This is a genomic window from Nitrososphaera sp., from assembly GCF_036397675.1.
In the GTDB taxonomy this organism is placed as follows: Archaea; Thermoproteota; Nitrososphaeria; order Nitrososphaerales; family Nitrososphaeraceae; genus Nitrososphaera.
Genome location: NZ_DASWIL010000036.1, coordinates 1 through 15,892, shown reverse-complemented (window position 1 = coordinate 15,892; position 15,892 = coordinate 1). Strand labels below are relative to the sequence as shown.

Annotated in this window: 23 protein-coding genes; 14 read left to right on the top strand and 9 right to left on the bottom strand. The window is 50.7% G+C overall.

What is annotated here, in order from left to right:
* The 3 genes from VGA14_RS08235 to VGA14_RS08225 form a co-directional block, all read left to right on the top strand.
* A partial coding sequence (locus tag VGA14_RS08235; protein WP_331003276.1) for a hypothetical protein occupies positions 1 to 452 on the top strand: 452 nt, incomplete at its 5' end.
* 732 nt (positions 453 to 1,184) lie between these two features.
* Entirely contained in the window at positions 1,185 to 1,586 is a 402-nt protein-coding gene (locus tag VGA14_RS08230) for a hypothetical protein (RefSeq protein ID WP_331003275.1), read from the top strand.
* Between the two features lie 405 nt (positions 1,587 to 1,991).
* Positions 1,992 to 2,204 carry a TRAM domain-containing protein gene (locus VGA14_RS08225; RefSeq protein ID WP_331003274.1) on the top strand — a complete coding sequence of 71 codons (213 nt, stop codon included), beginning with the start codon at positions 1,992 to 1,994 and terminating at the stop codon, positions 2,202 to 2,204.
* Between the two features lie 132 nt (positions 2,205 to 2,336).
* On the opposite strand, the gene VGA14_RS08220 is transcribed toward VGA14_RS08225, so the two are convergent.
* Entirely contained in the window at positions 2,337 to 2,786 is a 450-nt protein-coding gene (locus VGA14_RS08220) for a hypothetical protein (RefSeq protein ID WP_331003273.1), read from the bottom strand.
* An 85-nt stretch (positions 2,787 to 2,871) separates the two neighbouring features.
* On the opposite strand from VGA14_RS08220, the gene VGA14_RS08215 reads away from it, so the two are divergent.
* Positions 2,872 to 3,246, top strand: coding sequence for a hypothetical protein (locus VGA14_RS08215; protein ID WP_331003272.1), 375 nt, complete (start codon positions 2,872 to 2,874; stop codon positions 3,244 to 3,246).
* On the opposite strand, the gene VGA14_RS08210 is transcribed toward VGA14_RS08215, so the two are convergent.
* Positions 3,236 to 4,453 carry an MBL fold metallo-hydrolase gene (locus VGA14_RS08210; protein WP_331003271.1) on the bottom strand — a complete coding sequence of 406 codons (1,218 nt, stop codon included), beginning with the start codon at positions 4,451 to 4,453 and terminating at the stop codon, positions 3,236 to 3,238. The genes VGA14_RS08215 and VGA14_RS08210 overlap by 11 nt on opposite strands.
* Positions 4,454 to 4,688: 235 nt before the next feature.
* Here VGA14_RS08210 and VGA14_RS08205 point away from each other — a divergent pair, with 235 nt between their 5' ends.
* From VGA14_RS08205 to VGA14_RS08195, 3 genes are all read left to right on the top strand, one after another.
* Positions 4,689 to 4,853, top strand: a complete 165-nt coding sequence (locus VGA14_RS08205; RefSeq protein WP_331003270.1) for a hypothetical protein — start codon at positions 4,689 to 4,691, stop codon at positions 4,851 to 4,853.
* A gap of 129 nt (positions 4,854 to 4,982) precedes the next feature.
* Positions 4,983 to 5,162, top strand: coding sequence for a hypothetical protein (locus tag VGA14_RS08200; protein WP_331003269.1), 180 nt, complete (start codon positions 4,983 to 4,985; stop codon positions 5,160 to 5,162).
* Positions 5,163 to 5,295: 133 nt separating this feature from the next.
* A complete protein-coding gene (locus VGA14_RS08195) occupies positions 5,296 to 5,556 on the top strand; it encodes a hypothetical protein (RefSeq protein WP_331003268.1) in 261 nt (86 codons plus the stop codon).
* A 35-nt stretch (positions 5,557 to 5,591) separates the two neighbouring features.
* Here the strand turns inward: VGA14_RS08195 and VGA14_RS08190 are convergent, their stop codons facing one another.
* Both VGA14_RS08190 and VGA14_RS08185 read right to left on the bottom strand, forming a co-directional pair.
* Positions 5,592 to 5,981 (bottom strand): hypothetical protein, encoded by a 390-nt coding sequence (locus VGA14_RS08190; RefSeq protein WP_331003267.1) that lies wholly within the window; start codon positions 5,979 to 5,981, stop codon positions 5,592 to 5,594.
* Positions 5,982 to 6,358: 377 nt separating this feature from the next.
* Positions 6,359 to 8,053 carry an ATP-binding protein gene (locus VGA14_RS08185; RefSeq protein WP_331003277.1) on the bottom strand — a complete coding sequence of 565 codons (1,695 nt, stop codon included), beginning with the start codon at positions 8,051 to 8,053 and terminating at the stop codon, positions 6,359 to 6,361.
* A gap of 707 nt (positions 8,054 to 8,760) precedes the next feature.
* On the opposite strand from VGA14_RS08185, the gene VGA14_RS08180 reads away from it, so the two are divergent.
* Positions 8,761 to 9,147 carry a hypothetical protein gene (locus tag VGA14_RS08180; protein WP_331003266.1) on the top strand — a complete coding sequence of 129 codons (387 nt, stop codon included), beginning with the start codon at positions 8,761 to 8,763 and terminating at the stop codon, positions 9,145 to 9,147.
* Here the strand turns inward: VGA14_RS08180 and VGA14_RS08175 are convergent.
* Complete coding sequence (locus tag VGA14_RS08175) at positions 9,144 to 9,323, bottom strand: hypothetical protein (RefSeq protein ID WP_331003265.1); 180 nt, start codon at positions 9,321 to 9,323, stop codon at positions 9,144 to 9,146. The genes VGA14_RS08180 and VGA14_RS08175 overlap by 4 nt on opposite strands.
* A 239-nt stretch (positions 9,324 to 9,562) precedes the next feature.
* Here VGA14_RS08175 and VGA14_RS08170 point away from each other — a divergent pair, with 239 nt between their 5' ends.
* From VGA14_RS08170 to VGA14_RS08155, 4 genes are read left to right on the top strand one after another with little or no spacing between them, the layout of a single operon-like run.
* Positions 9,563 to 10,123: a hemerythrin domain-containing protein gene (locus VGA14_RS08170; protein ID WP_331003264.1), complete on the top strand. Its 561-nt coding sequence runs from the start codon at positions 9,563 to 9,565 to the stop codon at positions 10,121 to 10,123.
* A 5-nt stretch (positions 10,124 to 10,128) separates the two neighbouring features.
* On the top strand, positions 10,129 to 10,530 hold the full coding sequence (locus VGA14_RS08165) for a hypothetical protein (RefSeq protein WP_331003263.1): 402 nt from the start codon (positions 10,129 to 10,131) through the stop codon (positions 10,528 to 10,530).
* A gap of 37 nt (positions 10,531 to 10,567) precedes the next feature.
* Entirely contained in the window at positions 10,568 to 11,020 is a 453-nt protein-coding gene (locus tag VGA14_RS08160; RefSeq protein ID WP_331003262.1) for a PDZ domain-containing protein, read from the top strand.
* A gap of 33 nt (positions 11,021 to 11,053) precedes the next feature.
* Positions 11,054 to 12,289: an aminotransferase class III-fold pyridoxal phosphate-dependent enzyme gene (locus VGA14_RS08155; RefSeq protein WP_331003261.1), complete on the top strand. Its 1,236-nt coding sequence runs from the start codon at positions 11,054 to 11,056 to the stop codon at positions 12,287 to 12,289.
* On the opposite strand, the gene VGA14_RS08150 is transcribed toward VGA14_RS08155, so the two are convergent.
* Positions 12,286 to 13,536: an acyl-CoA dehydrogenase family protein gene (locus tag VGA14_RS08150; protein WP_331003260.1), complete on the bottom strand. Its 1,251-nt coding sequence runs from the start codon at positions 13,534 to 13,536 to the stop codon at positions 12,286 to 12,288. The two genes, VGA14_RS08155 and VGA14_RS08150, sit on opposite strands and share 4 nt — an antisense overlap.
* A gap of 53 nt (positions 13,537 to 13,589) precedes the next feature.
* Here VGA14_RS08150 and VGA14_RS08145 point away from each other — a divergent pair, with 53 nt between their 5' ends.
* Positions 13,590 to 14,036, top strand: coding sequence for a hypothetical protein (locus VGA14_RS08145; protein WP_331003259.1), 447 nt, complete (start codon positions 13,590 to 13,592; stop codon positions 14,034 to 14,036).
* Between the two features lie 78 nt (positions 14,037 to 14,114).
* Here VGA14_RS08145 and VGA14_RS08140 read toward each other — a convergent pair whose 3' ends face one another.
* Both VGA14_RS08140 and VGA14_RS08135 read right to left on the bottom strand, forming a co-directional pair.
* The gene (locus VGA14_RS08140) at positions 14,115 to 14,618 is read right to left on the bottom strand and encodes a hypothetical protein (RefSeq protein ID WP_331003258.1); all 504 of its coding nucleotides are present in this window, start codon (positions 14,616 to 14,618) and stop codon (positions 14,115 to 14,117) included.
* 38 nt (positions 14,619 to 14,656) lie between these two features.
* Entirely contained in the window at positions 14,657 to 14,851 is a 195-nt protein-coding gene (locus VGA14_RS08135) for a hypothetical protein (protein WP_331003257.1), read from the bottom strand.
* A 334-nt stretch (positions 14,852 to 15,185) separates the two neighbouring features.
* On the opposite strand from VGA14_RS08135, the gene VGA14_RS08130 reads away from it, so the two are divergent.
* The gene (locus tag VGA14_RS08130) at positions 15,186 to 15,692 is read left to right on the top strand and encodes a hypothetical protein (protein ID WP_331003256.1); all 507 of its coding nucleotides are present in this window, start codon (positions 15,186 to 15,188) and stop codon (positions 15,690 to 15,692) included.
* A 26-nt stretch (positions 15,693 to 15,718) separates the two neighbouring features.
* Here VGA14_RS08130 and VGA14_RS09645 read toward each other — a convergent pair whose 3' ends face one another.
* Complete coding sequence (locus VGA14_RS09645) at positions 15,719 to 15,796, bottom strand: zinc-ribbon domain-containing protein (RefSeq protein ID WP_414690235.1); 78 nt, start codon at positions 15,794 to 15,796, stop codon at positions 15,719 to 15,721.
* Between the last annotated feature and the right edge of the window lie 96 nt (positions 15,797 to 15,892).

The following is a 15,892-nucleotide window of genomic DNA, read 5'->3' as shown; positions in this document are numbered from 1 at the left end:
CGCTGGCGGGAAAATCTGGCCTACAATATAATGCACTCATAAGATACATAGAGTTCCTTGAGACGCTCAGATGGGTCGAATCTATTGTGGACTCTGGCACCTGGATATCCATAACTACTATCGGAAGGAGTTTTAGAAAACTGTTGGATCGCGATGATAGCCCGTCAGAAATTTCAGAAGAGATCCTTGACAAGCTATCAACACAAACTCATGGAATAGACTTGAGAAGCCAACGTGAAGAAAGAGGAGAGTACGCAAGAGATTTGACGAAGACGACTAATAGGGAAGCTTACTCTGGCAGGAGTCAATCCTGCTTGTTCTGTGGAAATATAATCAAGAAGCACGCAATAACCAAGGAAATGGATGGCGAAAAGTACTCTTTCGACAAGCGCGAATGCGCTACACTCTTTATGAAATTCAGAGACATATACGGAAGAGAATTCTTCTCCTGATCCCTGTTTTCACTAAATCATACACAAGAGTACCCGTGCGGTAAATGAGTCCTAGTTAATGGAGAAGCGTGTCGGCATTTCTATTCGGCCTCGCCGCTACATCATTCAATACTTATTCCACACTAAGTATTCCCGGATGCTTATTGTCGGCTGAGCACGCCATAAATAATTTGGAACAGTTGTAATGGTTGATGTCGATCGATAAAACAATCCACATGATATCAAATGAAAGTCAGCATAAATCATCTTTCTCGTTGGAAATTGGAAGACAGAAAACATCAGCGAGGTGTTGGCAATAGTGTCCGTCATGAATCATACCATAGATCGATTCTTAGCCTCCCAGTCCGCTGAACGGACATACTCTTTCAAGTCAGCATTTCGTTTGAAGCATCAGAGATGGGCAATCAACGAGAAGGAACAATCAGTCATTGCAGCAAGTAAAGAAGACCAGATCAACCCGCAAAGTACGGGAGTTAAGCGGGCATCAGAAAACTTTCCTTCGTGCCCCTACTGCAATGCTAGGATGGATGACGAAGGGAACTCGTTCGCTTCGAGAATCGTTATAGGTGAAGCGGTCTATTACTGCAATAACCCAATTTGTGCCGGTGGTCACCCTAGCCTCCGAATCATGCGAGATTCAACGACACAAGAATCTGGGACTGCCATGCAATGACCTTCGATAATTCGAGGGACTTACTTCATTCAAGATCAGAGGAACAACAGAACATTAGGTTGGTAAAGACAGATCTGCGACTCAAGATTGCAAGAATCTACGAGGCCGAGTCTGGCAACTCCTTCATTATCCGCTTTGATGGGATACTGAGAGACAGCGCTCGTCAAATTGCATGCATTGCAGGGATTAACTATGAATCCCTGAGCTCCAATGATAGGTTCCTGTTAACAACGTTTCGTTGTTCCCTATGTGGAGTCCTGCCATTTTACTTTCTCGACCTGAAGCATCTGAACAGGATAAGGTGCGGCAGGTGTTCCATGCTTGTCGGACTGAACAATTCCGGCAAGTACGGGAAGCTAAAAAAGCAAATTGCAATCGCCGCGTGTAATGGAATAGATGAATCCCTGGATTCAGATGAGAATGGAAACTGGCAACACTTGCCAGTGAAAAATCAGAGCTAATTGCAGCTTATCCGTCGCGGTAATGGGAGCCTAGTTTGTCATGGCATCTGATATCGCCAGCAAGCAGGCTATTCTGTTTTCTTCGGCACACTGACTGAACCGATCACTGAACTCGTCTGGAAACTCCATTCTAGTAATGAAACGTGGCGCTCGACGAAGTCTTCATGGGCTCGACTGGGGTGTCACGTGATAGAAGCGCCCTCATAACGAGTTTCCAGATAAGTTCACTAACAATCTGGTTTATAAGATAATAGCAAAATCGCCCGGATTCATTTCCGAATTGTCCGGTGTGGTGTGGGTAAACGAATAGGAACTGAAAACCAGAATGAGGGCAATGAGTCTCGAGATGAGCAAAGACAGCGTTTCTGTCCAGTATATATAAGGGGATGCCATCACCAGCACTTAATGAGTTACGGAAGAGGCGACTTTGGTGGCCCCAAACCAGTAGAAGAGGGCAAAGAGTACGACGTTGAAGTGACAGAAATCAGCCGCAAAGGCGACGGAATCGCAAGGATCCAAGGATTTGTGATATTCGTCAAGGGCGGCAGAGTGGGCGACAAATGCAAGGTCAAGATTGAAAGCGTAGGCCCACGGTTCGCCACTGGAGCAAAAGTCTAGGCAATTCACCGCATTGCCGATTTTTTAACTCTGCCTCTGGGAAGGCGCTACCTAGGCAGTTCACCGCTTTCATTTTTTCATAATATTTTGCAAAGCAGTGCAGCTTATCTTTGCTCAAACTGGCTCACCCATTCAGTCTTTGCGCGGTTTTTTCTTGCCTTTGCGAGATTTCCTTTCTCTAGTCTCCTGAGACAGTCGGGAGATTATCCGCTCGGATTCTACGGCAAGGTTCATGGCCTTTATCATGTCGCCCTTTTTCGCCCCCCTGAGCGTGAGCGAAAAGTCGAGGATCTGGTTTGCGTTAACGTTGCGCAGCCTGTTGAACTCGTTCAGGACAGAATAGTCCTCGCCTGAAAGCAGGCCTTCAGACGCAAGCATGTCTATCAGCTGCTTGAACTTTCTGTGTATCGTGTCCTGGCGGTAGGCCTGCTTGTACAGCGCGTTCAGCTTTTGCTCGAGGTACTCATGTGCGATGAGTATTGCCTCAAGCTGTAGCCCATGCTCAAAGACCTCCTTGACATGGGAAATTACGTCCTCTATCATGCCTATCCTGTGACCATCGTCGACGTACTTGTATGGCACATCCTCAGCTCTGCACAGGCGTGTATTCAGCTTTCCGAAAGCAACATTGCCCCAGTTTATATGCAGTGTTTCATATCGCTACATAATGCCTGAGCCAGATGAAATGACGCGGGCAAGAATAGTCCACATGATCCTGCGCAAGGACACGGAGAATGCGCTGCACGAGCTGAGCAAGTTTTACCACCTAAAGCCGCCGGAGATAGCGGTCGGCACGGTCAAGGGAAAGAGGAGGACCGCCTATGCAGTCTATGTCCCAAAGGAGCACAGGATATACGCGATGGACTCGGACATCTTTTACAACCCGTTTGTCATCCTACACGAGTTTTACCACCACCTGAGGTCGCAGGGAGGACCGCACAGGGGCACGGAGAGGCACGCTGACCTGTACGCGCAGAGGTTCCTCGACTCGTACAAGGCGGTGGCCGAGCGGGTGGCTAAAAAGAGTTCGTCTACATTCTAATGGCACACGAGTTGGGACCTGCTTCCAAGTCACCTATGTTGATTTCATCATACGGGGCAAATTGCTTGTTTATCTTGATTATTACCTTGTAATTGACAGGCTTTGGCGGAACTGACGAAACCATGAATTTTACAAACTCGTCCTTGGACATGGACAATAGTTTGACGTTTCTTTTCACCAAGCCTATTGTATCCATAATCAATTCTCCGTGCCTGACCGTAATTGAATTGGGATCAAAGTGCGCGGGAAGAATGACGGCGTCATCGGGATATTTTAACATCCTTGTATGGTATGTATTGTACAGCTTTGTTGCAGACTCTTCGGCTTTGTCACGCAGGTCTGGCCTGCCGACTCCGTTGACAAATAGTGTGTCTCCGGTAAAGACGTAGGTCCTCTTATCTGCTTCCGAGCCCATGTCTAAGGCAAAACACATGCTCCCCTCCGTATGGCCGGGGGTATGAATGGCGGTAAGTGACACACCATCGCCGACAGGTATCTGATAATTGTCGTCAATCGGATTCACCTTTATTCCAATTTCACCGGCTAGTTCGTAACCTTCTTTCTCACCTACGTATGCCCGCGCTCCTGTTCTCTTTGCGAGGGCCGAAAGTCCAGAGACATGGTCGGCGTGCATGTGCGTGTCAACCACGTTTACTATCCTTAGCCCGTTATCTTCTGCAAGTTTAAGGACGGAGTCATTGAGGTCGCTGGTGCAATCAATGACGGTCGCGGCATTTCCAGAAGCGATAACATACGACATGCAACCTTTAGATACGCGCCTTAGCTGCCAGATTCTCAAGGGTTTTTGATCCGCGTCACCGTTTTTCGGCAATGGCACTTCAGCAACGTCATACACATGGTTCCAGGCGACCATGCCGCCTTTGACGCTCTTTACCTTGTATCCCATTCTCGAAAGCATCTGCGCGGCCATCATAGACCTGTTTCCATGAGAACATAGCGTAACGATTTCTTTGTCTTTTGGAAGCTGCTCTGCTATCAGCTTTTGTGACGCAAATAGTCTGTCTACCGGAATCAACGGAGTTTTTTGGTACTTGTCATACGATAATCTCCACGCTTCGTATTCTTCTGGTGTGCGTACGTCTAGAATGAATACCTCTTCTCCCTTGTCCAACTTTTCTTTGAGCTTCGATGGCTCGATTTCTAGTGGGTTAGTGATCCTTGATCCGAACTTGGGACTAAATGTCACGACTCTTTGCCTAGCTTATCTTCCGCCTTGATTGTTTATTTAACTATTATTCATGCGGTCTGGGCCACGACCTCTGGAAAAACTCCCTAAAAAGTGCTTATATTGCCAGATTTGGGTCAAACGATCTGCGTTTCGAGCCTCTAGGTGACAGGCGTTTTCAAGCTTTTATCCTTCGATCACCCTATTGACATGTCCATTGGCAAGACAATTATTTTCCTGCGATTGTGGCAACGTCATGGAATGCATCGAAGAGGATGAGGTGACAAAGCCAAGATACAGGAGCATTTCTGGAAACATCAGGCTCCGGTGCGATGATTGTGGCAAAGAACATTCTGTTTTCCTGAAGCACAAGATTGCCAAATTCGTTGGGGCATCACCATCATTCAAGGAAATTGAATGAATTCCTTATCCGAGATGTACGTTCTTATGGGCGAGGTGACCGTGACAAGAGATGGCTGTTGATCCTTTCATTATTGCCGCTGTAACATTTCCACTCCATTTCATCAAACTGCAGGACAAAGATTAGCAGATGGCAAAGTCCCTAAAACTTCCCAAGCCATTCGACCCCTATCCCAAGGCGAAAAGGGCAAAATACTGTTCAACTTGCGGGAGCGTCGCAACATACGAAGCGCACTTTGATGTTGGCGACCGCGGGACCCCGCTGGAAAGATACTTCGAGCGGTGCCTCAAGCAAATTACAAAAAAGTGATCGATTGGTTCTGTGCGAGCTATGCAACAAGGGCGAAGAATACCATACATGCCTAGTTTGCGCAAAGCATCTGTGCAGCAGTTGCTTCAACACGGTCCATTTTGGCATAGGTTCTCCTCGCGCTGGCAAGTCGATGGTGTACAACACCTGCACCTTTTGCGGCAAGGTGTATGCAGACAACGCAAAAGTACTCGTATGCGACAAGTGTGAGGTTATTCTCACCTGGAAGTCCTCAATGAACTACCTTGCCGCCGTGAACAGGGTGTCAGATCTGATAAGAACGGGCAAACTGGACTCAAAACTGCAAAATGAAAACTATTGCAAAGCAAACTTTGGTGTCCGCGCCGCGCAGGTAATAATGGATGCGATAGATGGATCTAGAATTAGCCGGTAACCTGGCAGCTCTTGGAAAAAAGGCAACGTGTCCATCTAGCTGGCAAGGGTGATATCCATGAGCTTCGTTTCTCTCACAGTTTTTTCTCCACTCTTTAGGCTAATGACTGGATTGGCATTCTTGTGTGGCGGAAGCATGACACTTGCAGTCTCGCTAATAGTTAGTGTTCTTGGGCCCGTCTTATGGTCGGACCATTTGCATTCTTCATAATCGCAAAATATCCTGCACGATTCTATCGGCTTTGAGCCTGTATTGTAGATTTTCACGTGATCTCTGTCTCTTTCGAGAAAACGCGACATGTCGAACCGGTAGCCCCTTGCCGGACCAAATCTGTCCTTCAGGAAATATGCGGCGAGTCCGCCGCCTGCTGCCACTACCGTGCCAGTAATGAGCCCTGTAAGGAAGACGTCGAAACCATTTGTCATGAACAAAGGTTCAAGGAAAAGGTGCGATAAATACTAGTATGCCACGCTATTTGTGAACCCACATGTGCCAGCTCATTCTAACGGTACTCTCTCTCCCTCCTTGCCTGCTTTGACAGGCGAATTTTCAGCAAGGACGCCCAGTACTGTTTACCGCGTTCATGGCAGCTTTCAGAACAGCGGATTTCAATTTACGGCGTCTTTGTCCTGCCCTGAACCCTTTCCCTCTCATTTCAAGGAGCCGCTCAAAATCGGCATGCTCGTCGCTGCTAGCGACCCGTCACGCGGATATATGGCTTGCCAGATAGCGTTTCAGAACCAGGCTGGCTTAGCTATTATGGGAGCCGGTACTACATGAGGTATATCTAGGCACTCGTCCGTCATGACTGGCTGGCTGGCAGGCTGAATGAAAAAGTCGCGCCCTTACACTCTTTGTTGTTCCCTGCCCACATCTTGCCGCCGTGCGCCTCGACTATCGCCTTTGACAAATACAGCCCAAGGCCTGTGCCTGTGGCCCTGTCTGATTTTGTAACGAATTTCTGAAACAGTTTGTCCTGGATTGAGGCGTCTATGCCCTTTCCTGTATCGGAGACGCTGACCTGGAAACCCTGCCCATTCTTTTCGACGACGACGGTAATCTGCCCAGATTCCGTAGAATTGACGGCGTTCTCTAGCAAGTTGGTAAGCACTTGGTCTACTCTTCCCACGTCCATCAAGACATTCTCGTCAGACTTGGAGTTGAGCCTGCTGTCAAGGACTATTTTAAGGGGTCTGTCTTCCGGAATCCTTGCGCGCGCGTCTTCGATTACATCCTGTATCATCGACACGATGTTGGTGCTGGCTTTGACCACTTTGAAGGTGTTGCTCTCTATCCTGCTCACGTCAAGTATATCGTTTGCAAGTCGCGTCATCCTCCTAGCGTTTCTTAGAATTACGTTCACCCTGGTATCGTCCTTGAGTTCCTCGGCCAGCTCTTCCGCGTTTAGGATGATTGGCACTACTGGGGTCCGAAGCTCGTGCGCAGCGACGTTGATGAACTCGTCCTTTATCCTGTCTATATTCCTGAGCTCCTCGTTTGCCTGTTCCAGTATCTTTCTAGTCCTGTACTGTGCCGACTCGTCGATTATGACGGTGTTGCTCCCTATTAGCTTGCCGGTCTGCTCGTCGTAGATACTGGTTGCGCTGATGGACGAAGGAAAGATGCTGCCGTCCTTCCTCTTCATCCACACCTCCCGGTTCGCTACCGTTCCCGTGCGCTTCCATTCTTCAAACGACTTTTTCATGTCGTCTAGGCTCTGATCTGCCGTGTGCTCGAATATCGAATGGCCCAGCACGTCCTCTTTTTTCTCAAACCCCAGGCTCTTGACATAGGCCCAGTTGCACTCGATTACTGTCCCGTCGTCGTTTATAGACCGGTATGGGTCAGGCGCCTTGTCGTACATTTCTTGATACTTTTGGTTTGACACCATGAGCTGGTGAGTTGATTCCCTGAGCGACTTTACCATCGAGTTGAAGGAGTCCGCGAGGTCGTGCAGCTCGTTACTGCCTGACTGGTCTACCGCAATGTCGAGGTTTCCCTTCTTGACCTCAGCAGTCGCGTTCCTGAGCGACCTTATGGGCTTGAGGATCTTTATTATCAGGTACAGCATGAAGAGGTGGATCCCGATGTTCAGGCCTCCAAGTACTATTTGCAGTGCCATCAGGTTCTGCGATTCCCTCCGGGAAAACTCTCCAATCGCCTTGACGAGCGCGTCGGATGAGGCCACCATGTCCGTGTTTGCCGATTTCACGTCCTGCATGGCTGCGCTAGCGTCCGGGGTTCCGGAAGTTACGCTATCGACCAACGCTCTGTAGGCGAGCCAGTCGTCGTAAACTTCCTTCCAGTCATCACTGAATTCCGGCCTGAGCGGACTTAGCTGTACGCCGTCTATCTCGCCACCGTCCCTCAAGGCGAGTATGTTTGTCTCGAGGTCTCTCAATGCCGCGTCGACATCTTGCTTTTCACCATTGTTTAACAGGTAATTGCTTGTTTCAAGAAGACTGACCGCGGAAAGAAACCTGTTCTTTCCGGCGATGTTTATCGAATTACCGATGAGCAGGTTCTGGCCCTGGACGGCTGCCAGGAAACTGAAACTTCCCGCAATAAGGATAACCTCGATGCCGATCAGAATCCCTATCCTTGTAGACAGCCTTGATTTCGATATTTTCGAGCGTATCCATCCCCTTACAATCCGTGAACAGTTTCACTCATTTCAGGCACGCACTTGTTACCTCCCGGCGTTTTTTAAGATTACGGGCGCGCCATCCATCAAGATCACATTAGTGTTGGGCGGCGCGACGGCCAATATTGCGATCGGATGCAGACAGCAAGTCCGGCGCTTCTGCCCTTTTATTTTCTTTGAAAATTGAAACGGGTGGCTCCGAGTGCAAATTACATCATCTTGGTTCAGGTCCGTCTAGACTCTTCATCGCCAGATCTACTGGCGTCATTGCAGTACTTTGGTGTTTCCAGACGCGGCCGACAGGGCATACACCCTGATTTGTGGAAGATACCTATTGACTGGGCGCACGTCAAGATGCTGCTCTACCCGGTAATCCGAGTGAAGGGCATTTACGGCCATTTTCATGTCGTTTCACCGCAGCCTATGCGACGATAGTGATTGAACTGCACTACATTGGAAACCTGTGTTTTTCTGGCCCGCTAGGCCGCCTTTTCGGGAAAGGCCTACGACCTTGTTCATCCGACATCTTAACATGTCCGGAGCAAAAACCATTGTACTTGTTGGAACACAAAGAACTGTGCAGCAGGATACTTGCGCTTGACGGCTCCATCCGGTTTGTCGGCCTCGTTGACCACTTGGGCTCGCTACTTGTCACCATGTACAGGCAGGGGCTCACGCCCCTCGCGTCGACGGACGAGACTGCCAAGTACGCCAGCCAGGCCATATTCATGACCGGCACCCTTGCCGGCGGGCTCAACTCCAAGGTGGGCAGGCTGCAGTACGTGGTAGGCAAGTTCGACAACCTTGTGAGGGCGACCATCCCTGTCTTGTCTGGCAGTTACGACAAGTTCTACCTAATACTCTCGTTTGAGGTGGACTCGGACTACTTGCCTATCATCGAAGGAAAGGTACTTGGATTCCTGCAAGAGAACCGGGCATTCCTCTAGGGCTTTTTCTCGCCGGGTTTTGGCATCGAACCCGCTATAATCTGGAGCTGGGAAATTATGGAGTCGAGAGATTTCATTTCCATCAACGGTCTGAAAGTTCTCTGTGCAAGCAGCATCGACAGCAGCAGAAAAAGCACCTGTTGCAGTTCCTCATTTGAAGCGACGTCAAGCACCATGATCCCGCCGGGCTAGTCCGCAAACGCTTAGCGAATTTCAGCGTGCACTGCTCCTTCAGGTCGCAGTACGTTGCAAAGGTCTGCTGGAGCATCTTCATCTGCGCGACTGCCACCTCGGCCTCGACAAACTCGAGCCTTGCAGTATCTTGGACTAGAAACAGGCTGGCCTAATTTGTGCTTGCAATTGGATACGCCTATCGGTGCCAATGTTATTATTCTGGGTCCTGCACAAAATCCGCATGTCGTGGACGGAATCGCTGCGCAACGACCACTTTCTGATTGAAAAAATGACGCGGGCGCTCAACCTTACTGCAGAACTTCTGAAGGCCGGCAGTTCTATCACCGCGCCCATCTTGGAGCAGGCAATCGACTTTGCCAGGAATTTTACAAACGTCTGCCACCACGGCAGGGAGGAAGATTCCCTCTTCCCCGTTCTTGAAGAGCGCGGGATGCCGCGCAAGGGCGGGCCCATAAGAAGGATGCTCTCTGAGAACGGGATGACCCGGCAGCATGCAGAAAACATGGAGGCGTTTGCCAGAGAGTACCTGCGGACGGACAAGCCCGAGCAGCTGATTGCAGACATTCAGGCCTACACCGACCACGTCTCTCAGCACCTGACGAAGGAGAACTTTGGGCTATTCGTGATGGCCGACATGATGCTCAAGGCAAAAGCTGAGCAGGTGAGCAAAGAGCCGGCTGAAACAGAAGAGGCAAAACTGTCCGCGCTGGGCAAGGCCAGGGGCCACTACGAACAGCTGGCGGAAAGCCATGACACTGGCGTGCGCAAGCAGGCCCAGTGACCCGCGTGGGCAAAGTGCAGGAAATAAAGAAGGCCCTTAACGATCTTCATGCGTCGTACCTCAAGGGCAACGAGTATGACGAGGGCGACCCGATATTCTACCGCATAAACTACCGTCTTGAGGAAACGTTTGGGCTGACGCGAGAAGAGGCCGCGCGCCTGCACGAGCAATATCACAAAGAAAAGCCCCGGCACGTCTCCGAAGGCTTTTGCGAAAACTGCAACGCGGTGGTGGGAATAATCCCGATAATCTACGGGATACAGGAAAGCGACATGGAAAAAATGAAGGCAGCACAGGAGGAAGGCCGGCTGATTATAGGCGACATGAAAAACGTTAGGGAAGGAAGCAAGGTGGCCATGTTTGGTTGCAAAACTTGCAAGAGTCTACTAAGATACGGGATGCTCTGACCAAAAAGTTGTTATCCTCTTGAATCAAGTTAATGGCGTGCACACTGCCGTAAGCACCGCCCTGTCCTTTGCGATACTGTTTGGCGCGGTAGGGTACTCGTTTGCCTATGTTAGCGGCAACCCAGTGACAATTCAAATAGAAGAGGAACCCGAGGCACTGGGCATTCGCGGAGTCAACGTGACACCGGGCATTGCTCAAGCTATGAACCTTAACGAAGCCCGCGGGGTCCTGATTACCAGCATAATTAATGGTAGTCCAGCAGAGAGGGCAGGCTTGCGAGGGGGAAACGAGCTGGTGGCAGTTGACGGAAGGACGATACCTGTTGGCGGAGACATCATAATAGCAGTCGACGGCAGATCGATAAGTAACGATGTTGATGCTGCAGCAATCTTGGCAGAAAAGAAAGTTGGAGACAGCGTGAGGTTCACGGTAATAAGGGACGGCAACACACTTGATGTAAACATTCCAATACAGGCGAGGCAAACCTAGCTCGCTTAAAAGACACATGTGTCAATTATCTGTGTGGGATTTGCAAAAGTTGCAGCGAACCTTCCAGGTCCAAAGGCAGCCGAGATAATCGCCGTCCTGAAAAGAAACTGTTACGATTCAACCTTTTCGTACCCGCTTGTAATAGACGGCGGGCAGGGTTGCGTCATACGCGACTCCGACGGCAACCAGTTCCTCGATTTCACCTCAAACATCGGCGCCTGCCCGCTTGGCTATGGTCACCCAGATGTCATACACGCGCTTGCGGGGATGGCGCAGAACGGCGCGCACAAGATAGCCGGCCAGGACTTTTACTGCCGCGAGCATGCAGACCTGTCCGAAAAGTTCCTGTCCGTCTTGCCTGAGGGGTTCAAAACGTTCTTTGTAAACTCGGGGGCGGAGGCCGTAGAAAACGCGGTGAAAATCGCGTATAGGAAAAGGATGAAAGATGGCATGCCCGTCCTGCCCGGCGTTTCGTGCACCGGCGCGTTCCACGGAAGGACCCTTGGCACTTTGTCGTTCACGTTCAGCAAGCCTGTGCAAAAGGCCGGCTTTCCGGAACTACCGGTGCTGAGGATAAAGTTCTGCAAGGAAGATTCTGATCCCGAGATTGACTCAATTGGCAGGATGCTTGAGCAGAACAAAGTTGCGTTCGTCATAAGCGAGGTGATACAAGGTGAGGGCGGCTACAGCGTAGCGAGCAAGAAATTCATGCAGAACCTGAGAAAGCAGGCAGACGCGCACGGAGTCCCTTTGATACTAGACGAGGTCCAGTCCGGCATGGGCAGGACCGGGAAATGGTGGGCTTTTGAACACTATGATGTCAAGCCCGACATAATGAGCACCGCAAAGGCGCTGCAGGTAGGCGCAGCGGCGTTTCGGTCAGACCTTGACCCCGGGCAGCAGGGCGTGCTTTCAAGCACGTGGGGCGGCGGAAGTAGGATAGACATGGCGATAGGTGCCGCAATCATCGACGCGATAAAGCGCGACAAGCTCTTGTACAATGCACATGTGATGGGTGGCAGGCTGAAGAAAGGTCTCCAAGATCTCATTGGCAAGGGCGGCGTAATCGACGTCAGGGGCATAGGGCTCATGGTTGGAATCGAGTTTGACACAAAGGAAAGCCGCGACGCCGTGCTTGCTCGGATGTTCCGAAAGGGGCTCTTGCTCCTGCCTGCCGGGCAGAAGGCAATGCGTGCAATACCTCCGCTCATAATAACTGCCGAGGAAGTCGATGAAGGCTTGGAGATAGCGACAAGTGTGCTGTCCTAGTACGCCGAGTACTCATTGCCCAGAACCATCGATGCTATTTTCAGTTCCAGAACTTCGTTTGCGCCCTCGTAGATGGTAGTCGCCCTAGTGTCAAGAAAGTGCCTTGCAACCCTGGCAGTCTTGCGGTAGCCTGTGGAGCCAAACACCTGCACAGACCTGCTTGCACACTCGAACGATCTGTTGCTTGCATGGAATTTTGCTATTGCGGCAAGCGAATCTGCCTCGGCCCTCAGGGCCGCGTACTCGGTGTTGCTCCTGTTCAGCCGGTCAAGCCAGCCTTCGCGCTCTTTTTGCCCTTCAACGTAATCATGCAGTTTCTGGCGCGCAGCAGCTGCCCTGTACGCGAGCCACCTTGAGCTTTCAATGTCGATGGCTATACGCGCGATGTGCTCCTGTATTAGTTGCTTTTTCGCTAGTGCCGAACCGTGCTGCAGGCGCGACTTGGAATACTCAACTGTTTCTGCAAGGCAGTCCTCCATGACGCCGACCGCGCCGGCCGCTACTGAAAGCCTGCCGTCTATGAGCGCGCTGTACGCGACGCTGAGCCCCTTGCCTTTCTGGCCGAGCAGGTTTTTTTTGGGGACGGCACAATCTTCAAAGAGTATCTCGGCGTTTTTGACCGAGAGGAGTCCGACCTTGTTTTTCATCTCCTCCGCCCTGACACCCCTTGCGTTCTTGTCCACGATGAACGCCGAAACCTTGCCGGTCTCACGGTCCTTGGCGTAGACGGTCATGACCCCCGGTATGGTCCCGTTTCCTATCCAGTGCTTTTTACCCTTGAGCACGTACGAGTTGCCACGTTCTTCAAAGGTGGCCGTCATGGAGGCGGGGTCGCTCCCGGCGTCCGGCTCTGTCAGCGCAAACGACATGATGCTCTTGCCGTTGCAGGTGGAAGGCAGACATTCCTTCTTTTGCTCTTCGCATGCCCACCCCTGCAGCACAAGCTGGCCTATCGACGTGTGCACGGAAAAGAACGTGCGCATGCCGCTTCCCTCCCTGCCTATTCTTTCCATTGCAAGCGCGTATGTCAGCATGTCAAGGCCAAGGCCGCCGTGCTTTTTCGAGACGGGACAGCCAAGCATCCCTATTCTGCCAAAGGTAGGTATGACGCGGTCGTTCAGCTTCTCTGCAAGGTAGCACTCCTCTTCGTGCGGCCGTATTTCCCTGCACGCCGAGTCCACCTTGGACAAAAATTCCCTCTGCTCTGGTGAAAGCTCAAAGCTCATCCGGGACATGTTGTAATACAATACGATGCGATCGTCACGTAGATATAAAAGCGAGACTGATCGCTTTGCAGGCGATGGGGTTTGACGATTTTGCAGTCGGCCAGGTGTTCACCGCGTCGTTTGTCATGACTGCAGATGACTTCGAGAACTACCTTGCGTTTGCCCGCACCAGAAATGTTCTCCATGAAAACCCCGAACTTGCGGCCCGGGAAGGCATCAGGGGCGTGCTTTTACCCGGACGATCCATGATAGCAAGGGCCGAGGGTGAGATGACGCGCCTGCCAGAATTCTCGGACTGCGTTATGCTGCTTTACGGGATGGACGGCGACCCTGACTGGGCCGGAAGGCAGACGCGTTTTTTGGGAGAGGTGTACGCCGGCGACGCGCTCGATGCCACGTACACTATTGTATCGAAAAAGGAAGAAAAGGGGTATGGTATTCTGCGCGTCGACTTTGAAATAAGCAGGGGAGGCAAGCCAACCTTAGTTTCGAAGGGCAACCTGTACCGGATAAAAAAGTGATCACTGCTCTTGCCCGCACATGGCGCAGTTGGCCATGGCGGCCGCACGCGCAGGCGGTATCTGAACATTTCGCAGGCGCTACTTCCAGTACCCGGAGGCAAGCGCCCTGTCCACGTCAACTTCGTGCAGCCCGAAAAAAACGAGGGCCTCGCCTATCTTTGGCTTTGGCGCGCGTGGGACGCTCGCAGTTGCTGCCACGTAGGCGTCAGAAACCTCCACAAGGAGCGAGCGCGCGTGCTGCGTCCAGGCCGGCAGGCCGGCTTGGTCATCTCTTATCACGGGCACGAGCTTGGCAAACGCCGCGGCAATCGCTATCCTGTATTTCTGCAGCATGACCTTGACAGGCGAGTCGGCAAGTGACGGGACGAGCGTGCATATCCTAAACTGGTACTCGTCGAGGTTCTTTGCCACGCTGAACGCGTCGCCAAATGCAGGAAAGCTCTTTCTGGCGGCCCTTGCGTCAATCGAGAGGCCTTCAAAGACGCCGGGAAACGCGCTGATTGTAAATTCAGGAGTCGTTATGCCGTCGCCGGCAAGGAATTTTCTGCACCTAGTCTGCGCCATCACCGCGCCTATAAGCACATGTAAAGTGCTGCGCCTGCGGTGTATAAATCGGCCGGTCAGGCCGCTTCGTGGAAGATTGCTGGGTTGCTTTCAGGGTTTTCTTGAGCGCCCTTCTTTGACAGCATGTAGCCCAGGTTGTCGTCGAGCTCATTTTTGATGTTGCTGATGTAGCTGATGGCATCGTCTACGTTGCCCTGCACAAGTGCCACCTCGAAGCTACTAAAGTACACCTTCAGGTCGTTGGCGACCATCTCTTCCTCTCTTGCCTGCGGTAATCGTGGCTATCATGAGAGACTACCGGCTCAGAAGGGTACGGGAAACTTTTGGGATAAAAACACGGGCCCAGAGGTACCCGGGAAAATTTTGGGACAAAATCACGGGCCCAGAGGGACTGCATCTTGAGAAATAAGGGTTCTGCCAAACGAGTTCATAGACAATGAGTAAAAATACAACCCCCCTCTTTTCCTCACGGTTTTGTACGCATTATCTACGTCATAACGTAGGGTGGGATTGGACACCTTGTGGCTTTTCTGTAAACGACCACAATCCTTTTACAATTAGATTCTACAGTAGAAATTGGCCTTAATGAGTTCAGCAAAAAGGTCATGGGGCAAGTCTATTGCCATAGGAATAGGTGTTTCAGTAGTCGGCTTGATTGTGGTGTTTTTTGTTGGGTCAATGTTGACTTCCACAAATAGTGCATCTTCTTCTAATTTCATGTCATCATTAGTACCAACAGTTCACAGACAAAACTTTGCAAGCGGGACGATTGATGTGGATGCTGGAAGTGTCCGCTATTACGCTTTCTCTGCACCTGCGGGTTCCCGTGATGCAAAAGTTGAAGGGAGTTTTATTGCAAGTGGTGGTGCCCGTAATGACATAAGGGTTGTTATTGTGGATGAGACATCTTTCACTAATTGGCGAAATGGCCATGAAGTTACTACCTACTATAACAGCGGTCAACTTACTACTGCGAATATTCAGACGAACATACCGACTGGCGTTACATTGTATCTAGTTTTTGATAATACCTTCTCCATAATATCTGACAAGAGGGTAAATGTTGATGTAGATTTGGAATATACACAATAACTCGATGAGAATAGCAAATTCAAAGATTAGAAAATCTTGCCGCAATTACCGCAATACAATGAATCGTCACTCATTGTTGCTTGACAGTTGGTACACTTTTTCATTTTTACCGTACGCGAAAGCCTACTTTGACCACATTTTACGCAAAACTCACCTTGAGCTGTGGGCCCGAGGTTCCCGCAATAGCGGCAGTGTACTGT